General features: G+C 63.0%; 17 protein-coding genes. 6 read left to right on the forward strand and 11 right to left on the reverse strand.

Annotated features, from left to right (window positions below):
- Positions 1–5: 5 nt before the first annotated feature.
- Positions 6–671, forward strand: a complete 666-nt coding sequence (locus GGR39_RS13680; RefSeq protein ID WP_183617662.1) for a carbonic anhydrase — start codon at positions 6–8, stop codon at positions 669–671.
- A 99-nt stretch (positions 672–770) separates the two neighbouring features.
- Here the strand turns inward: GGR39_RS13680 and GGR39_RS13685 are convergent, their stop codons facing one another.
- The gene (locus GGR39_RS13685) at positions 771–2,147 is read right to left on the reverse strand and encodes a hypothetical protein (RefSeq protein WP_183617664.1); all 1,377 of its coding nucleotides are present in this window, start codon (positions 2,145–2,147) and stop codon (positions 771–773) included.
- 306 nt (positions 2,148–2,453) lie between these two features.
- Here GGR39_RS13685 and gyrA point away from each other — a divergent pair, with 306 nt between their 5' ends.
- From gyrA to trmFO, 3 genes are read left to right on the forward strand one after another with little or no spacing between them, the layout of a single operon-like run.
- Positions 2,454–5,264 carry a DNA gyrase subunit A gene (gene gyrA, locus GGR39_RS13690; RefSeq protein WP_183617666.1) on the forward strand — a complete coding sequence of 937 codons (2,811 nt, stop codon included), beginning with the start codon at positions 2,454–2,456 and terminating at the stop codon, positions 5,262–5,264.
- Positions 5,261–5,608 (forward strand): DUF952 domain-containing protein, encoded by a 348-nt coding sequence (locus tag GGR39_RS13695; RefSeq protein WP_183617668.1) that lies wholly within the window; start codon positions 5,261–5,263, stop codon positions 5,606–5,608. Before gyrA ends, GGR39_RS13695 begins: the two co-directional genes overlap by 4 nt.
- Before the next feature lie 33 nt (positions 5,609–5,641).
- Complete coding sequence (gene trmFO, locus GGR39_RS13700) at positions 5,642–6,979, forward strand: methylenetetrahydrofolate--tRNA-(uracil(54)-C(5))-methyltransferase (FADH(2)-oxidizing) TrmFO (RefSeq protein WP_183617670.1); 1,338 nt, start codon at positions 5,642–5,644, stop codon at positions 6,977–6,979.
- A gap of 4 nt (positions 6,980–6,983) precedes the next feature.
- Here the strand turns inward: trmFO and GGR39_RS13705 are convergent, their stop codons facing one another.
- The 5 genes from GGR39_RS13705 to GGR39_RS13725 form a co-directional block, all read right to left on the reverse strand.
- Complete coding sequence (locus tag GGR39_RS13705; protein ID WP_183617672.1) at positions 6,984–7,445, reverse strand: EF-hand domain-containing protein; 462 nt, start codon at positions 7,443–7,445, stop codon at positions 6,984–6,986.
- Positions 7,446–7,479: 34 nt separating this feature from the next.
- Complete coding sequence (locus tag GGR39_RS13710; RefSeq protein WP_183617674.1) at positions 7,480–8,145, reverse strand: hypothetical protein; 666 nt, start codon at positions 8,143–8,145, stop codon at positions 7,480–7,482.
- Between the two features lie 55 nt (positions 8,146–8,200).
- A complete protein-coding gene (locus GGR39_RS13715; protein WP_183617676.1) occupies positions 8,201–9,685 on the reverse strand; it encodes a pyruvate dehydrogenase complex E1 component subunit beta in 1,485 nt (494 codons plus the stop codon).
- Positions 9,685–10,752 carry a pyruvate dehydrogenase (acetyl-transferring) E1 component subunit alpha gene (pdhA, locus tag GGR39_RS13720; RefSeq protein WP_394657817.1) on the reverse strand — a complete coding sequence of 356 codons (1,068 nt, stop codon included), beginning with the start codon at positions 10,750–10,752 and terminating at the stop codon, positions 9,685–9,687. The genes GGR39_RS13715 and pdhA overlap by 1 nt, the downstream gene beginning before the upstream one ends.
- Positions 10,753–10,864: 112 nt before the next feature.
- Positions 10,865–11,185: an FtsB family cell division protein gene (locus tag GGR39_RS13725; RefSeq protein ID WP_183617678.1), complete on the reverse strand. Its 321-nt coding sequence runs from the start codon at positions 11,183–11,185 to the stop codon at positions 10,865–10,867.
- Between the two features lie 202 nt (positions 11,186–11,387).
- On the opposite strand from GGR39_RS13725, the gene GGR39_RS13730 reads away from it, so the two are divergent.
- Positions 11,388–12,605, forward strand: coding sequence for a toxic anion resistance protein (locus GGR39_RS13730; protein WP_183617680.1), 1,218 nt, complete (start codon positions 11,388–11,390; stop codon positions 12,603–12,605).
- A 111-nt stretch (positions 12,606–12,716) separates the two neighbouring features.
- Positions 12,717–13,310, forward strand: a complete 594-nt coding sequence (locus tag GGR39_RS13735) for a hypothetical protein (RefSeq protein ID WP_246388727.1) — start codon at positions 12,717–12,719, stop codon at positions 13,308–13,310.
- 50 nt (positions 13,311–13,360) lie between these two features.
- On the opposite strand, the gene GGR39_RS13740 is transcribed toward GGR39_RS13735, so the two are convergent.
- From GGR39_RS13740 to GGR39_RS13760, 5 genes are all read right to left on the reverse strand, one after another.
- Positions 13,361–14,221, reverse strand: a complete 861-nt coding sequence (locus tag GGR39_RS13740) for a TorF family putative porin (protein WP_183617684.1) — start codon at positions 14,219–14,221, stop codon at positions 13,361–13,363.
- Positions 14,222–14,455: 234 nt separating this feature from the next.
- Positions 14,456–16,000: a SulP family inorganic anion transporter gene (locus GGR39_RS13745; protein WP_183617686.1), complete on the reverse strand. Its 1,545-nt coding sequence runs from the start codon at positions 15,998–16,000 to the stop codon at positions 14,456–14,458.
- Positions 15,997–16,686: a carbonic anhydrase gene (locus GGR39_RS13750; RefSeq protein ID WP_058737678.1), complete on the reverse strand. Its 690-nt coding sequence runs from the start codon at positions 16,684–16,686 to the stop codon at positions 15,997–15,999. The genes GGR39_RS13745 and GGR39_RS13750 overlap by 4 nt, the downstream gene beginning before the upstream one ends.
- 153 nt (positions 16,687–16,839) lie before the next feature.
- Positions 16,840–18,165 carry an ATP-binding protein gene (locus GGR39_RS13755; RefSeq protein WP_183617688.1) on the reverse strand — a complete coding sequence of 442 codons (1,326 nt, stop codon included), beginning with the start codon at positions 18,163–18,165 and terminating at the stop codon, positions 16,840–16,842.
- Complete coding sequence (locus tag GGR39_RS13760; protein WP_058737680.1) at positions 18,165–18,896, reverse strand: response regulator transcription factor; 732 nt, start codon at positions 18,894–18,896, stop codon at positions 18,165–18,167. Before GGR39_RS13760 ends, GGR39_RS13755 begins: the two co-directional genes overlap by 1 nt.
- Positions 18,897–18,919 lie beyond the last annotated feature (23 nt).

An 18,919-nucleotide genomic window follows, 5' to 3' on the forward strand; every position in this document is an offset into this window, starting at 1 on the left:
ACGCCATGACAGAGCCCACCACAGACTCGCCCGCTTCTCCCCTCGACACGCTGATCGATGGCTATCGGCGATTTCGCGAAGGAGGCTGGAAAACCCAGCGTGAGAAATGGAACACCCTGAGCGAGGGGCAACAGCCCGACGTCATGGTGATCGCCTGTTCGGATAGCCGCGTCGATCCCTCGCAAATCTTCGATGTCGATCCGGGTGAGATCTTCGTCGTACGCAACGTGGCAGCGCTGGTCCCGCCTTTTGAGACCACACCGGGCCACCATGGCGTGTCTGCCGCGCTGGAATTCGCCGTGCAGGTACTGAAGGTCAAGGAAGTCATGGTCATGGGCCATGGCCTATGCGGTGGCTGCAAGGCCTCGCTCACCCAGTCGCTTCACGGCGCGGAACCGGGCGAAGGTGGCTTTGTGGCGAACTGGATCTCGCTTCTGGACGAGGCGCGTAACGATGTCGCAAGCAAGATGGGTACCGAAGGCCGCGATGCGGAGCGCGCGATGGAGCAGGCTGCGGTTCGGGTCAGCCTGGATAACCTGATGACGTTCCCGTGCGTGCGCAGCAAGGTGAAGGACGGCAGCCTGCGCCTGCGCGGCGCTTTCTTCGCCATCACCGACGGCGTGCTGCACGTCATGGACGAAGAAACGCGCGAATTCTCACCGGCTGTATAGTGGCCGCGGCCCCTGCATTGGCCGCTAATCAAACCCGCACAAGAAAGGGCGCCGGAGATTTCCGGCGCCCTCTTTGATTCAGCGTTTAAGCGACCTGCTTCAGCTGGCGGGGGCAGCCGTCGGAGCGGCGGCGCCGGTCTTGCTCTTGGCGTAGGCGCTCCACATCTTGGCGACCGGAAGGCGCGTGGGCGACGTGATCTGCGCGAACGTGCTTTGCGCCTCAGCATACTTGCCCTGATCGGCCTGAGCGATGCCGATGCGGGTCAGGACGCGATCCTTCTCGCCACCGGCCTTGGGCAAGGCCAGCTTGTAGAGTTCTTCGGCCTTGGCGGGCTGTTCGTAGCTGAGGAATGCGTCGGCCGCACCGTTGATCGCGGCGAACGAAGCCGAGGATGCGCGCGCCTCCTTCTCATAAGTCGGCAGGCCGTTACGGTCGGCAGTGACACGGCTCTGCGCTACGCTGCGATAATCGGCAACTTCACCAGCGGTCAGCTTGCCGGCGGCGATGCCCTGGTCGATGATCTTCAGGGTTTCGCCCGGCGAACGACGGGGGTCGGCATCCTGAATGTACGACAGGTAATCCCCCTTATCGTTCATCGAGCCAGTGCGCGCCATCAAGCGCATGAGATCGAGGTTCTCCTGCGCGCCCATGTTCTTGTTGAGCGAGCGCACCACCTGCAGGGCCGACTGCCAGCTGGCTGGGGTCGGGTAGTACTGCACCAGCTGCGCCGAAAGGTCGGTGGCAGGTCCAACCTGCTTGGCATCGTAGGCGGCCTGCAGCGCGGTACGCAGCGCTCCATCGCTGGGCTTGCCGCCGGCAGCCTTCGCCTTGTCGATCTCGGCCTGCGACAGGGCCAGTGCAGCGCCGGAATTGTTCGTGCGCTTGTAGGCATCCGCCAGAACTTTGTCGATCATGCCCTGCTGATCGCGATAGCCGCTGTCATAAGACGGCTTCAGGTACTGCACCGCACCGGCATAATCGCCGGTCTGATAAGCGGTAACACCTGCCAAGTACTGCAGTTGGCCCATCTGCTCGGGCTTGGCCGCACCGCTGTTGATCATCATAACCAGGCCCTTGTTCTGCAGGGCCGGGTCATTCTTCAGGACGCCGACGTTGCGCGTCAGCTCGCCCAGCTTGATCTTGTCGAGCGGAGTCGTCGCGGCGGCACCAATCGCGGCCAGCTTCGCGTCCGCGCCACCCAGGGCCGCATCGACTTCTGCCGCAGCCGCCGTCTTGGCCGCCGGGGTCTGAGCGGCCGAGGCCTTGTCAGTCGCAGCCTTTACCGCCGGGTTGGCTTCCGCCCCGCTTACGGCCTTGTCGAATTCAGCGGCAGCAGCCGAAAACTCCTTGGAGAAGGAGCCGGAAACCTTTTCCTTCTTCGCGGCGAATGCCGGCGACGAGGATACGGCAGCAGTCAGCCCCCCGGAGATAGCAACAGCGAGGGCAATACGTGAAATCAGAAACTTGCGAGCCATTCCGGCCAACTCCTCTCAACATCCGCGGGTGAATGGGTGATATCCCACTTCGGCCCAGCGCCAAAAATCGTGCCAGTCATGGCGGCGATTGAGCCGCATGACAACCAGGGTCCGACTAGAACCTCGCCGCTGAACGCGAATTGAATGTGGTTTGTTGCAGGAAGATGCAGCCGTTCCTTCACTTTGATATGTGGAAAATGCCGCTCGCAGCTCATGCGTGACCGATGCATGACTGGCATTCCGGTGAAGCTTGGCCTAGGGCCGAGGTTCGCACATCCCCGCCAACAGAGAAACGACAAGTAGCGCGTGAGCGACGAAACCGAGATTCTGGAGCCTCAGGGCCCTGCAGGCGAATACACCCGCGTCGACATCGTCGACGAGATGAAGAACAGCTACCTCGATTACGCGATGAGCGTGATCGTGGCACGCGCCCTGCCCGACGTGCGCGACGGCCTGAAGCCGGTGCACCGGCGCATCCTCTACGCCAGCCAGGAAGGCGGCATGGTCGCCGGGCGGCCTTACCGCAAGTCCGCCAAGATCGTCGGCGACGTGATGGGTAACTATCACCCGCACGGCGATAGCTCGATCTACGATGCCCTTGCCCGCATGACCCAGGACTGGTCGATGCGCGTTCCTCTGGTGGACGGCCAGGGCAACTTCGGCTCGATGGACCCCGATCCGCCGGCCTCGATGCGCTACACCGAAGCGCGCCTGGCTCGCGTCGCGAACTTCCTGCTGGAAGATCTCGACAAGGATACAGTCAATTTCCAGGACAACTACGACGGCTCCCGCCAGGAGCCGCAAGTCCTGCCAGCGCGCTTCCCCAATCTGCTGGTCAACGGCGCGGGCGGTATCGCCGTCGGCATGGCGACCAATATTCCGCCCCACAACCTGGGCGAAGTGATCGACGGCTGCCTCGCCTACATCAATAACCCGGCGATTAGCGCGGAAGAGCTGTTCGAAATCATCCCCGGGCCAGACTTTCCCACGGCGCCGCTGATCCTCGGCAAGGCGGGAGCGCGCGCGGCGTATATAACCGGACGCGGGTCGGTCATCATGCGGTGCCGCTATGAGATCGAAGAAGCGAGAGGCTCCAACCGGGGCGGCCGCTCGATCGTGCTGACCTCGATACCGTTCCAGGTAGGCAAGTCCGGCCTGGTCGAGAAGATCGCCGACGCCGCAAAGGAAAAACGGATCGAAGGCATCGCCGACATCCGCGACGAATCGAATCGCCTCGGCGTACGCATCGTGATGGATCTCAAGCGTGAAGCGACGCCTGAGGTCGTGCTCAATCAGTTGTGGCGGCACACCCCTGCGCAATCGAGCTTCCCTGCGAACATGCTGGCGATTCGTGGCGGCCGCCCCGAAATCCTGTCGCTGCGCGATATCATTCAGGCCTTCATCCAGTTCCGCGAAGAGGTCATCACTCGCCGCACCAAGTTTGAGCTGAACAAGGCGCGCGATCGCGCGCATATCTTACTTGGCCTGGTCGTTGCGGTCTCGAATCTCGACGAAGTGGTGAAGATCATCCGTGGCGCGCCGAACCCCGGCGAAGCCCGCAGCCGCCTGATGGCGCGCGAATGGCCGATCGGCGACATCGCACCCTATATTCGGCTGGTCGAAGCGATCGAACCCAACGCGGAAGAGACCGGCGGCAGCTATCGCCTGTCCGAAACCCAGGTCCGCGCCATCCTCGACTTGCGGCTTCATCGCCTTACCGCGCTCGGCCGTGACGAGATCGGTGATGAGTTGAAGGAACTGGCGGTCAAGATCGAGGAGTTCCTCGCGATCCTGGCCGACCGGACCAAGCTTTATAAGGTCATGTGCGAGGAACTGGAGGCGGTGCGTGCCTTCGCGACACCGCGCTTGTCCGAGATCGTCGCTGCCGCAGATGGCATCGATGACGAAGACCTGATCGAGCGGGACGACATGGTCGTCACCGTCACGATGGACGGCTACATCAAGCGCACGCCCCTCTCCACTTTCCGCGCGCAAAATCGCGGTGGCAAGGGCCGCGCTGGCATGGCGACGAAGGACGAGGACGTCGTGTCCGAGATGTTCGTCACCTCGACGCACAATCCCGTGCTGTTCTTCTCCACCAGCGGCAAGGTCTATCGCCTCAAGGTATGGCGCCTGCCCGAAGGTGGACCGACCACGCGCGGCCGCCCGATCGTCAACCTCCTGCCTTCGCTGGACAAGGACGAGACAATCGCCACGGTGCTTCCGCTGCCAGAAGACGAAGGCACCTGGGGGGCGCTGCACGTTGTCTTCGCCACGGCCAAGGGCAACGTCCGCCGCAACGCGATGGATGCCTTCGCGAATATCCCCAGCAACGGCAAGTTCGCCATGCGCTTCGAGGATGACAGTGCTGATCGCCTGATCGGTGTCGCACTGCTCGGGGCCGAGGACGATGTCCTGCTGGCCACCCGCCAGGGCAAGGCGATCCGATTCGCAGGCGACGATGTGCGCGAATTCCAGAGCCGCACGTCCACCGGCGTGCGCGGCATGAGCCTCAAGTCCGATGACGAAGTCGTGTCGCTCTCGATCCTGCACCGCATCGGCACCACTGCCGAAGAGCGCGAGGCATACCTCCGCTTTGCGCCTTGGAAGACCGAGAAAGAAGGCGATCCCGATATGCCGGCGGACCGTTTCGCCGAGATGTCCTTGGGTGAACAATTCATCCTGACGGTCTGCGCGAACGGCTATGGCAAGCTGTCTTCCGCCTACGAATATCGCCGCACCGGGCGAGGTGGGCAAGGCATCACCAACATTGACAACGTGGCACGCAATGGCCCCGTTGTGGCGAGCTTCGCCGCGACCAAGGCTGATCAGCTGATGCTGGTAACCGATCAGGCCAAGCTGATCCGCATCGGCCTGGATTCGCTGCGCGTGATCGGCCGTAACAGCGCCGGTGTGAAGCTGTTCGATGTCGGCAAGAACGAGCACGTCGTCAGCGCCGTGCGCATCGATGACAACCCGGAGCCTGAGAACGAGGCGGAAGCCGCGATCGTGGAAGAGATGGTGGCCCGCAGTGCCGACGAGGTCGAAATCCCGATCGAAATCGACCGCGACGATCTGGACCCGAATGACGAGGATGCGGACGGAGACGACGCATGACGGCATCCGTTGCCTACAAGGTGCTGACTGCCGAGCAGATGGCGCAGTTGGAGGCAGACGGATCGTTCGCGGGCGCCCCGGTCGATCTGGCGGATGGCTACATCCACTTGTCGACCGCGGACCAGCTTGACGAGACGGTGGCGAAGCACTTCGCCGGCCAGTCAGGCTTGCACATCGCTGCGGTCGACCTTGATGTGCTGAGTGATGCGGTGAAGTGGGAGCCGTCGCGCGGTGGCGCGCTGTTTCCACATATCTACGGCGCGCTGCCGCTTTCGGCGGTCACGGCTTACGGCCCAGTGGAACTTGGCGACGACGGCAGGATCAGATTGCCGGTCGCCGGGTAACCTGATCTCTATTCAGATTCTTAGGCCAATTTCATGATCCACCAAGTTCACATCATCGGCGGCGGCCTGGCCGGCAGCGAGGCAGCTTGGCAACTCGCCCGTCGCGGCGTCCGCGTGCGACTTTCCGAAATGCGCGGCACGGGTGAGCGCTCGCCGGCGCACCAGACCGATGCGCTGGCCGAACTCGTCTGCTCGAACTCGTTCCGCTCGGATGATGACGAGAAGAACGCGGTAGGCCTGCTGCATCACGAAATGCGCCAGCTGGACTCCCTCGTGATGACTGCCGCTGCCAAGGCGCAGGTTCCGGCCGGATCCGCTCTGGCGGTGGACCGGGACGTTTTCTCCGCCGAAGTGGAGGCCGCCCTTACCGCTCAGCCCACGCTGGAAATCGTGCGCGAGCGCATCGATCGCCTGCCCGAAAGCGGCCTTACCATCGTCGCCACCGGCCCGCTGACCGCGGCATCGCTGGCCGACAGCATCGGCACGGCGACGGGGGCGGACAGTCTGGCCTTCTTCGATGCCATCGCCCCAATCGTCCATCGCGATACGATCGACATGGACATCTGCTGGATGGCCTCACGCTGGGACAAGAGTGAAACCAAGGACTACATCAACTGCCCGATGAACAAGGAGCAGTACCTCGCTTTCCACGCGGGGCTGCTGGCGGGCGAAAAAACTTCGTTCAAGGAGTGGGAGGCGAACACGCCCTACTTCGACGGCTGCATGCCGATCGAAGTCATGGCCGAGCGTGGCCTGGATACCTTGCGCTTCGGGCCGATGAAGCCGGTCGGCCTGGACGATCCCCGAACCGGTCGTTGGCCCCACGCCGTCGTGCAGCTACGCCAGGACAACAAGCTGGGCACGATCTGGAACATGGTCGGCTTCCAAACCAAGCTTAAGCATGCCGAACAAGTGCGCCTGTTTCGGACGATCCCCGGCTTGGAAAATGCCGAATTTGCGCGCCTGGGCGGGCTGCATCGCAACACGTTTCTGAACTCGCCCATGCTGCTGGACCGGCAATTCCGGCTCAAGACGGCGCCGCATATCCGCTTCGGCGGACAGATCACGGGGTGTGAGGGCTATGTGGAGAGCGCCGCGATCGGCCTGCTTGCCGGAATGATGACCGCGATCGAGATCAGCGGTGATACGTGGACCGCGCCTCCCAGGACGACCGCGCTGGGGGCCCTGCTATCGCACATCACCGGCGATGCCGAGGCGGACAGCTATCAGCCAATGAATGTGAACTTCGGGCTTTTCCCACCTCTCCACGACGTTAAGAAAAAGCAGCGTAAAGAAGCTTACACGTCGCGTGCGAAGGCCGATCTGAGTACATGGCTGACCAGCGCAGAGCCCGCGGAATTGACCGCCTGACGCATTAGCAGCTGCACTTGGCCTTCGGTTTGGGCGGGGGCGCGGTGGTGCGGAATTCCTGCGGCGTGAGGACAAGATCACGATCGGCATCGGCCTGCGCAAACTTCTCCACCGTGGCAGACGCCCATTCCTCGAAAGTAAGGAGGTTATTGCCGTCCTTGTCCAGCTTGCGGAACGCGGCCGTGCGCGTGGAAAGCAGTTCGTGACGGGTGATGCGCCCGTCGCCATCGCGATCGTAGCGGCGAAAGCGGCGCTGTTCGTTGGTCTGCTCGATCGCTTCGGGCGGTGTCGGTCCGCGCAGGCCGGCCACATTGGCGCTGGGCAGCGGTTCGGGCGGGCCAGACCGCGAGGCGATCGGCATCGGTGGCGGCGCGCCTCGCTCCACCTCTGCCCGGCCTTGCAGCCAGAACAGGCCAGCGGCCACGAAAAGCAGCGCGGCAACCGCGCCCAGCACGATACGATTCATTGTTGAGCCCCCTGCCGGCCCGGTTAGCAGGGGGTTAAAGCCCCAGCAATCCCAGCTTGAGCGCTTCCAGCATCGCAGCGGGGGAAGCGGCACCGGCTTCCGAGCCACTCACCCGACGCCGACGTGTAAGGCCGGCAAGCACCCGCAAGGATCGCAACGGGCGGCTGACTCGCGGGAGCTTCCGGGGCTGCGTATCGGCTAGGGTGGAGGCCAACGCCCGCTCATCGTCACGGCCCAAACGGGTGGCGAGGTCTTCCGCGGCCCAAATCCGGCCCAGCGTCATCGCTGCCTGCTCATCGCGGGCGCATCCCAGTACTTGGGCCAAGGCCGCGCAGGCCGCGCCACGCCCCTCGGCGAACTTGCTCATGGAATCCGCGCCCAAGGGTGAGGGCGCGGTCATCGCCTCCCAGGCATCGACCAGCACCTGGGCATCGGCGTGCCGACTGCCCCAGCTGCGCAGCGCAGCCAGGATAGGCTCGCCCTCAGGCCAGGTTTGTGGCGACTGTGCGATCGACTCCCGCCACCAGGCCAGACGCAACTGCGCCAGCATGGGCTCACTGGAGCGCCGGATCAGCGTTGCGAGCCGGGCATCCAGCGCAAGAAGCGCCAGCGTCGGCTGCCGAGCCGAAGCCGACGCATAGACCAGCGACAAACGGGCCACCGCCGGAAGCGAGGCGACAAGGGGATCGTCCTGCGACATGATCGTCTAAAGCTTTCGGGCGTTACGCGCATTCGCGCGTAACGCCCTCCAAGCCTCAGCGATAGCAGACCTTCTTCACCGCCGCGATCACGCGATCGACGTCGATCAATGCCGCCTTCTCCAAGTTGGCGGCGTAGGGCAGCGGCACATCCTCATCACAGACGCGAAGAACCGGGGCATCGAGGTCGTCAAAGCCTTCCTCCATGCAGATCGTGATGATTTCTGACGCGATGGAGCAGACCGGAAAACCTTCCTCGACAACGACCATGCGGTTCGTCTTCTTAAGACTTTCCAGAACGGTAGCCTTGTCCAGCGGACGCAGAGTCCGCAAGTCCACCACTTCGACTTCGATACCTTCGCCCGCCAGCTTCTCAGCCGCCTCCAGCGAGACGCCGACGCCGATGGAGTAGGAGACGATCGTTACGCTCGTGCCTTCCCGCACGATGCGGGCCTTGCCGATCGGCAGGACGTGATCGTCTAGCTCGGGCAGTTCGAACGAGCGACCATAGACCAGCTCGTTCTCCAGAAACACAACCGGGTCTTCAGAACGGATCGCAGCCTTCAGCAGCCCCTTGGCATCCGAAGCGTCATAAGGCGCGATCACCACCAGGCCCGGCACCGACGCGTACCAAGGGCCGTAGTTCTGCGAGTGCTGCGCCGCGACGCGAGCTGCCGCGCCGTTCGGTCCACGGAACACCACCGGACAGCGCATCTGGCCGCCAGACATGTAGTTGGTCTTCGCCGCAGAGTTGATGATATGATCGATCGCCTGCATGGCGAAGTTGAACGTCATAAACTCTACGATCGGACGCAGGCCGCCCATCGCCGCACCAGTGCCGATGCCGGCAAAACCGTACTCGGTGATCGGCGTGTCGATCACACGCTTGGGGCCGAATTCCTCCAGCAAGCCTTGCGTGACCTTGTAGGCGCCCTGGTACTCTGCGACTTCCTCGCCCATGATGAAGACGCGCTCGTCCCGGCGCATTTCCTCAGCCATGGCATCGCGCAAGGCCTCGCGCACCGTCGCCGTCTTCATATTGACGCCGTGCGGCACTTCGTCGGACTTTGCGGGCTTGATGTCGCTTCCAAGCTGGGTGGTTCCGGTTTCCAGCTCGGCCTTGTCGTCCTTCTCACTGGCCTTATCGGCCTTGGACTCATCCGCCTTGAGGTCTTTCTCGGGTTCCTCGACCTTGGGCGCGCCGCCCTTCTTGGCCTTGGGCTTTTCCTTTGCCGGCTGCTCATCGGCCTTGGCCTGAGGAGCGGGTTCGGGCGAACTGCTCGCCTCGGAGACGTCCTCATCCTCGCCCGCCATGATGGCGATCACCGTACCGACCTTCACGCCGTCCGTGCCCTCCGGCACGACGAGCTTGCCGACCTTGCCTTCGTCGACCGCTTCGAACTCCATCGTCGCCTTGTCGGTCTCGATCTCGGCCAGAACGTCACCGGAGGACACCTCATCGCCTTCCTTGACCAGCCACTTGGCAAGCTTGCCCTCCTCCATCGTGGGGGAAAGCGCCGGCATTTTTACTTCGACCGGCATCAGTATGTCTCCACCAGAACGTCGGTATACAGTTCGGACGCATCCGGCTCGGGCGAGCTTTCGGCAAAGTCGGCCGCCTGGCCAACGCTGGCGCGCACGCGCTTGTCGATTTCCTTCAGGCTTGCTTCGGCCACACCCATTTCCATCAGCTCGGTTTTCGCATGTTCGATCGGGTCACGCTTTTCGCGTACGCCCTGCACTTCTTCACGCGTGCGGTACTTGGCGGGGTCCGACATCGAGTGGCCGCGATAGCGATAAGTGTTCAGCTCCATCAGAACCGGCCCGTTGCCGCCGCGCACGTGCTCGATCGCGATCTCTGCCGCCTTGCGCACTTCCAGCACGTCCATGCCGTTGACCTGCATCCCGGGGATGCGGAACGCGGTGCCGCGACGATAGAAATGCGTTTCCGCTGAAGAGCGGCTGACCGCCGTACCCATCGCGTACTGATTGTTCTCGATCACGAAGATGATCGGCAGCTTCCATAGCGAGGCCATGTTGAAGCTTTCGTAGACCTGGCCCTGGTTGGCCGCGCCGTCACCAAAGTAGGCCAGCGTCACGCCGCCATCCTCGCGGTACTTGTGGGCAAAGGCCAGGCCCGAACCCAGCGGCACTTGCGCGCCGACGATGCCGTGACCGCCGTAGAAGCCATGCTCCACGCTGAACATGTGCATGGAGCCGCCTTTGCCTTTCGAGATACCCGAATGGCGGCCGGTCAATTCAGCCATGATGACCTTGGGATCGATGCCGTAGGCCAGCATGTGCCCATGATCACGATAGCCGGTGATGACCGAGTCCAGGCCGCCCTTCAGCGCTGATTGCAGGCCGACCGCGACCGCTTCCTGACCAATGTAGAGGTGGCAGAACCCGCCAATGAGGCCGAGGCCATAAAGCTGCCCCGCCTTCTCTTCAAACCGGCGGATGAGCAACATCTGCTCATAGAAGTGCAGCAATTCTTCCTTGCTGGCCTTGTAACGCCGGTCAGCGGCGTGCTTCTCGGCCAAGCTGTGGAGCGCGAAATCCTCTTCCCGCTCGGCAATCTCTGACGGCGACGGCTCAGCGTTCGACAAAGCAGTTTCCCTGATGTTTGTGCGATTCTTACAAGGATATAGGACCCTGACCCGCGCAGAGAAACCCATCACGGTTGCGTTTTCTAATCCTCGCAACGACCTTGCGAAAAAACTACCGCTGCTGCGGCAGAAGCATCACCATCTCGTCAGGATGCGCAACATTCAGGTTCCGGCGCAGTAGTTCGCCGGCAAGGTCCGGGTCGGCCTGATGCGGATCAAGCAAATCAACGCGGTTGCGCAGCTGGCCGCGCAACTCATTCAATTGTGCGATCTGCTTCTCATGCTGGACCAGGAGCCGCTCATTCTCGCTCCAAGCGAGGAAGCCGCTGGGGCCCGCGACGACGAACCCGCCCATCAACAGCAACGCTACGAGAGCGCCGGCCTGGACGGCACGGTCCTTGACGAATTTGGGTTCCCGGCGCGACGTTTTCATACTTCGTAATAAAGCCATAAAATCCCGCTCGCTTCAACAGAATACCGGGCATTCACGCCGCCATTTGTCGCAATTCGGTGGGGGTCATTTGGTTGCCGTGGGATGTGGCCTCGCCTGAAATCCGGACCGCGCTTTTCCTTGTGCTTTTGCGCGCGCATCCTAGATTCACGCACCAGGATCACCATCGGAGCACCACCGGAGCATGACAGCGGCACCCGACACCTACGCGGCCGACGAGTTGAAGCTGACTCCGCCTGATCCCGTGCCCGCTGTCACCCCCGAACGGGCGGCAGGACTGGTGCCCGTGGGCGAGGAGCAGAAGTCTAAGTTGGACCTGCGCGTCTCCGAATATGTTTCCGACCTGATCGCGCAGGATGCCAACTCCCCCGAGTTCGGCAAACGCGTGGACGAGATCACCAACATGGGCCGGCGCGAAATCGCGGAGGCTGCCGGACAGTCAAACCGTTTCCTCGATCGACCGGTCCGCGCCATGGATGGCACCAGCGGCGTGGGAGCCGACCTGGCGGAACTGCGTCGGACGGTCGAAGACCTGGACCCATCGCGCAAGGGCAACTTGCTGGCGCCCCGCAAGATCTTCGGCGTCATCCCGTTCGGCAGCAAGTTGAAGAACTATTTCGACAGCTATCAGAGCGCGCAAAGCCATATCAGCGCGATCCTGGCCCGCCTCCAAAGCGGCAAGGATGAGCTGCTGATGGACAATGCCGCGATCGACGTGGAGCGGCAGAACCTGTGGAAGGCGCTCGGCAAGCTGGAACAGATGATCCACATGTCAAAGGCGCTGGACCGCGAACTGGAACAGAGCGCGGCAGACCTGGACCATTCCGATCCGGCCAAGGCCAAGGCTATCCGCGAGACGGCATTGTTCTATGTCCGCCAGCGAACTCAGGATCTGCTGACGCAGATGGCGGTATCGGTGCAGGGGTACCTGGCGCTCGATCTGGTCAAGAAGAACAATGTGGAACTGATCAAGGGTGTGGATCGCGCTTCGACGACGACGGTCGGCGCGTTGCGTACCGCGGTGACCGTAGCACAGGCGACGACCAGCCAGAAGCTGGTGCTGGATCAGATCACCGCGCTGAACACGACGACCGCCAATATCATCGACGCCACCGGCCGGATGCTGAAGGACAATACCGCGCGTATCCACGAACAGGCCGCCGGTGCCACGATCCCGCTGGAGACGCTCAGCCGCGCATTCCAGAACATCTACGACACCATGGATTCCATCGACACCTTCAAGATGAAGGCGCTCGAAAACATGAAGCAAACCGTCGTCGCGCTGGAGGGCGAAGTGGGCAAGTCGAAGGCGTACATCGCCCGCGCGCAGGGGCAGGCGGACGCCAAGCTGGAGGCGCGGGGCGCGACAGCCGAAAAGGGCTTGCTGGGGTCTCTGGACTAAACCACCATGCCCAGTGATCGTCGACCTGTTCCCTTATCCATCCTGCGCGAGGCGCGACGGCAACGTGCGGCGAGACTGCGGCGGGCGCGGCAAAAGCGGTGGGAGTGGCGGATGCGCCGCTTGCGCCGTGCGGTATTGGCCGTTGTCGCGATCGCCGTGGTGACCGTCGGGGCTGGCCTTGTCATCAGCGGCCTACCGGACAACACTTATCTTCTGGCAATGCTGATCGCGTTCATCGCATTCTGGGTACTGGCCCTCCACCCGGCCAGCCCGAAGCCGAGATCGGAAGATCTGGCGGAAGTTGATCTGGCAGAACTTGCAGGCACGACCGAGCTTTGGCTGGAAGGCAAACGCAACGCCCTCCCCTCGCCCGCTCTCGATGCGATAGACATGATCGGGGTACGTCTGGAACAACTGGCGCCGCAACTGGAGACGTTGGACCCGAACGCCCCTGCTTCGCGCGAGGTACGCAAGCTGCTGACGGAACACCTGCCGGGCCTGGTCAACAGCTACACCCGCATTCCGTCGTCGCTGCGGGGCCGTGAGAATGCAGGATCGACTCCGGCTCGCCAGGTTACGGAGGGCCTGCACGTCATCGCGAAGGAGATCGAGGCGATGTCTCTCGATCTGTCGCGCAATGACTTGGATGCGCTGGCCGTGCGCGGTCGTTTCCTGGAAACCCGCTACATCGCCGCGCCAGAATAAAAAGATGCTGGGATCGCGAAGACACGATCCCAGCCCCCTTTGATGCTAACTTAGAATGCGGCGGTCAGCGAGGCGACTACAGTCGACCCGGCGATCGTACCGGTACCGTCCTGCCCACGCGAGAAGCTGGGCTGCAGGTAAGCGGATTCACGCTTGCTGATGTCGGTATCGATATAGGCGACACCAACCGTCAGCGGGGTGTTGGGGATGACGTAATCTGCGCCGATCAACCAATCCCAGTACTCGCCGGTTGGCGCAACCGAGGTAGCGAACGGGCCGAGGCCCTTGTTGCCGTTGGAATACCCGATGTGGGCCTTCACGGTCAGGCCGGTGTTGGGCACGCCGATCGCACCGTCGCCCCACAGGTAGAGGTTGTCGTTCTTGTCACCCGGGTTGGTGTACACGCCTGCAGCGGCATCGGCGCCAGTGGCGTACCATGCGCCCAAAGCTTCCTGCTTGGGCGCGTAAGCCACGCCGGCGGTCAGCGAGAGCGGGCCCGTGGTGCCCGACAGCTTGGCGTAAGGCTCGATGAAGTCGGTGTTGTTGAAGCCGCTCGGATACATGTACCAGGTCGCGCCCACGTCCAGCGTCGCGCCTTGGCCCAGTTGCGCCTTGTAGCCGGCGATCAGGTCCAGCTCCATGTTGGCGCCGCCGAACGTGCCCCAACCTGCCAGGTTCGAACCCCAGGTGCCGATATAGAAGCCGCTTTCGTGCGCGATGGTGATACCACCCTGCACGGCGAGGTTCTTGTCGCTCTGCGAAACGCCGCGGAACCGATAGTCGCTGACAATGCCGACACTGCCCGAGACAGTGATTGGCTTGACTTCTGCATCCTGCGCCAACGCGGGAGCAGCAGAAGCGAGATAGGCCGCGGCGAGGCTGGCAACACCGGCCAGGAGACGCATTTTCATTGTTGGAACACCCTCATATTGTTTGTGGCGTTCCACCCTGCGCTGCACCGCCGAACCATGGTTACGTGACCGGTCCGTTTCGCTGCAGTGCAGTATATTTAGCCCAGACCGATCACTGGATCAATGCCAAATCTATGAAACGATCACCCTTGGCGTAATACTGAGGCCGCCATACGAAAACGGGCGGCTTGATAATAGGAGCCGCCCGTTGAGCGAGGGTATCCAGAGGCCGAGTTAGACCGGAAGCGGTCGTAACAAGCTGGCAGGCCCGGTAATTCGGACGTTGTTGCCCCGCGTGCGGTGACGATTGATCCATTCCGTCAGCGTTTCGGCGGTGGTGTGATCCATCGCCTTCACCTTGTCCAGATCGAGGTGGATGGCCCGGTCGGCGGGCTGACGCTCCAGCACAGCGTTGAGCCGGGTAAGGCCCAGGAACGTCGCCGCACCTGATAGTTCCACGCGGTGCGCGCCCTCGTCACCATGCTCACTGACGCGCAGGCGGATATCACGCAGGTGCGGCAGAACCTCGATAAGGGAAAGTCCCAGACCGACCAGTACGCCGGTCAGCAAGTCCGTCGTCACTACCAGCACGAAGGTTACCGCCCAGATCGCCGCCGGCAGATAGCCGTGGGCCTTGAACAGATGCTCCACATGCTTGAGGCTGACCAGCCGCCATCCGGTCACCACAAGGATGCCGCCCAGCGCCGCCATCGGCACCTCACGCAGCACCCACGGAAGCAAGGCCACGAAGCCCAGGATCCACACACCGTGCAGGATCGTGGAGAGCCGCGTCTTGGCACCGGCCTGCACGTTAGCCGAACTGCGGACGATAACACCGGTCATCGGCAATGCGCCGAACACGCCACATAGGAAGTTGCCCAGGCCCTGCGCCCGCAGTTCCTTGTCGTAATTGGTGCGCACGCCGTCGTGCATCCGATCCACCGCAGCGGCGGACAGCAGCGTTTCGGCACTGGCGATAAAGGCGATCGCCAAGGCCGCCACGATCAAGGCGGGATTGGCAAGCGGGGCGAACCAAGCGGTTGTCGTGGGCAAGGCGAAAGCGGCGCTCAGCGAAGCCGGCACCTCGATGCGGGCGACACCCAGCCCCAGCGACCAAGCCGCCAGCGTGGCGGCGAGTACGCCCAGAAGCGCTCCAGGCACCAGCGACATCGACTTCGGGCGCAGCTTCTCCCAACCCAGCATCACTGCGATGGTCAGAAGGCCGAGCGCCAGCGCCAGTTCGGTGGCGGCTGCATCTGTAAAGTCGAGACCGAGAACGCGCGTGGGCATCATCGCCATGTTCTGCAAGCCGCTCGACATCGGCTTTTCATCGAAAAGAATGTGGAATTGGCCGATGACAATCAGCGCGCCAATGCCGGCCAACATACCATGGACGACCGCCGGGCTGATCGCCCGGAACAAGCCGCCCAGCTTTGCCCAGCCCGCGATCAACTGCGCCACGCCCGCCAGCAGCAGGACGGGCCCAAGCGCCTCAAGCCCATGCTCACGGACGAATTCGAAGACGATGACGGCGAGGCCTGCCGCCGGACCGCTGACCTGCAACGGAGAGCCTGCCAGGAGACCGACGACGATGCCGCCGATGATCCCGGTGACGAGTCCCTTTTCGGGGGGCACGCCGGATGCGATGGCGATCCCCATGCACAATGGCATCGCGACCAGGAACACCACGATCGACGCGGTGAAATCGCGGGAGAAGTGTGCGAAGGGGCCGCTACGCCCCTCCGTCACCTGGCTCGCCGATGAGGTCGCGGCGGTCATTCAGCCGCTTCTTGAAGAACGCGGGTGCCGCGCTGGCGCGCAGGAATCGCGACCGGCAGCTCACGGTCTTCACGCAACGGCACGAATTCTCCGGTTTCACCATCAAGCGCCAGGATCTGACCCTCGTGGATGTCGGCGAACCAGCCATGGAGCGACAGTTCGCCACGGGCCATGGCCGCCGCCACCGATGGATGCGTGCGCAGGTTGTTAAGCTGCGCCAGCACGTTCTCCAGGCTCACGGCGCGAACGCGCTCAGTGCCGTCAAGGTCAGGGTTGCAAGTGCTGACGACATTTTCCGCAGCGCTGCCGTGGCGCAGCCAAGCGGCAACGTTGGGCATCGCTTCCAGGCCGACCGGGTTGCTCAGCGCCTTCATCGCGCCACAGTCCGAGTGACCGCAGACGATGATGTCGCGGATACCCAGCGCGACCACGGCATACTCGACGGTAGAGGTAACGCCGCCGTTCTGCGTGGCGTAAGGCGGCACCATGTTTCCGGCGTTGCGGCACACGAACAAGTCGCCAGGCTGGGCCTGCATGATCTGCTCAGGCACGACGCGGGAGTCCGCGCAGGAAATCATCAGGGCCTTGGGCTCCTGCCCATGGGTCGTCAGCTTGAGGAACAGCTCGCTGCTGGCGGGGAAGGTCGTCTTTTCGAAATTAAAGACACGTCCGATCAACTCGTTCACGTTTCTGACCCTTCTCTTTTGGATATTCGCGACCCGAGGGCGGGCCGCGGTTAGGGTACAGAGCTACGCAGGGAGATTTTCCCGGCGCCGTCGCGCATGTAACGAAGTTTTGCTGCGCCGCGGCGTAACCGCCGGACAGCGTACTGGGCGCGGTCAGTCGCGCGGAAGAGGCAGACGGATCGTCGCTCGCAAGCCGCCCTCTGCCCGATTGCTCAGTCGCAGCGTTCCCTGTTCGGCGCGCACGGCCTTGCGCACGATCGCCAAACCAAGCCCCATCCCGGCCGTGTCGCGACTGCGCGCGGTATCCAGGCGGACAAAGGGTTGCAGCGCATCGATGATCCGATCCTCGGGAATTCCCGGCCCGTCATCGTCGATCCTGATCTCCGCCCGATCCTTTTCGGCCGAGACGTGGACGCGGACATTGCCGCCGTAGTGAATCGCGTTTTCGATCAGGTTCGACAGCGCCCGCCGGATCGCCACCGGCCTTGCCTTGATCTCCAGACTGGACGCGCCGGAGTACGTTGCGTCCGCGCCGTGATCGGCGGCCGTGTCCACCAGCGTCTCAGCCATTACGGCCAGGTCGATACGCTCCTGCTGGATCGATCGCCCATCGCTGTCGACATAGGCCTGAATCGATTCCAGCAGCATCCGCATTTCATCGATATCGTGGTTCAGGCCATCGCGAACCTCGGGGTCGATGGCGTCGTCGTCCATCCTCAGCCGCATTCGCGCCAGTGGCGTCTTCAAATCGTGCCCGATCGCCAGCATCGTCTGCGTGCGATCCGTCAGCGATTTGTGAATCCGATCCTGCATTTGGTTGAGGGCGCGGATCAGGCTGCGCAATTCATCGGGGCCGCGTTCCGGCAAGGCTACCGGTGGCCCGGCGCCCAATTGGCGCGTGGCAGAGATCAACTGCCGCAGCGGCCGCAAAGTCGCACGTAACAGCACCCAGCCCAGCGCGATCAGGAGGATGGTGGGCAGCACCAAGCTGATGACGCGACCGACGGTAAGTTTCCACGCGGAGTTGGCATGCGTGTGGAAACGCAGCAAACTGCCGTCCGCAAGCCGCATGGAACCGCCGATATTGCCGCGGCCGGGCAACCCTTCCAAGTGCAGCTGGAGGTCGGCCAGCGCTAGACTTGGCTCGATATCCAACACTTGTGACCGCAAGCGGGTCAGCCCTATCCCGGCCTGCGTCGGACTGATGGGCGACATAATCTCCACGCGAAAACCACGTGTGCTGAACGCTTTGGCAAAGGCGTCACGATCGTCCGGTGCGGTGCGCTCCAAGGCACGACTGGCCAGAAAGAGATTCTCCGCAATACGCTCGGCATCATCGCGGCGCAGCTCAAAGGAATTGACCCGCTCGAACAGGAACGAGCTCGCTCCAAAATCGACGATCAGGACGACGATGAGCACCGCCAGCAGGCGTTCCGGCAGCCCAAGCCGCCGGATCAAGGCCCGCCCCCTGGCCAGCATCAACCGCGCTTCACATCCGCCTTGAACATGTAGCCAACGCCGCGAACCGTCACGATCGGGGCATCGCACCCGCCCGCCTGCAGCTTGCGGCGCAGACGGCTGACCAGAACGTCGATGCTACGATCAGAACTATCCCCGATGCGCGAGCGGGAAAGCTCCATCAGCCGCTCTCGACCCAGTACCCGCTGCGGATATCCCAGGAACGTCATCAGCAGGTCGAACTCCGCGCCTGTCAGGTCCACGATCGCGCCGGTGGCGGTGCGCAACTCGCGCCGGGCCAGTGAGACCTGCCAGCCATCGAAGGTAATCGTATCGGGCCCGCGCCCCTCGGCGATGCCGTCGATGGCGCTATCGCCGGTGGTACTGCCCCGGCGCAGTACTGCGCTGACCCGGGCGGCCAGTTCACGCGTGCTGAACGGCTTGACCAGATAATCGTCCGCACCCAGCTCAAGCCCGAGAACGCGGTCTTCCTCGCTGCTGCGGGCGCTGAGGAAGATGATCGGGATGTCGCTTTCGCGGCGCAGGCGGCGGAACAGATCCAGGCCACTAGTGCCGGGCAACATGATGTCCATCACGATCAGATCGACCGTGCTTTCGCGTAGGGTGATCCACATTTCGGCGCCGGTGGCGGCCGTCAGTACATGGAAGCCGCTCTGGCGCAAGGCGCGCGCGGTCAGGGTGCGCAGAGCGCCATCGTCTTCGACAAGCAGAATGGTTTGCGGCGATGTCATCGTTTTCTTTCGTCCTCAACCTC

Source organism: Novosphingobium fluoreni, assembly GCF_014196615.1.
Taxonomy (GTDB): Bacteria; Pseudomonadota; Alphaproteobacteria; order Sphingomonadales; family Sphingomonadaceae; genus Novosphingobium; species Novosphingobium fluoreni.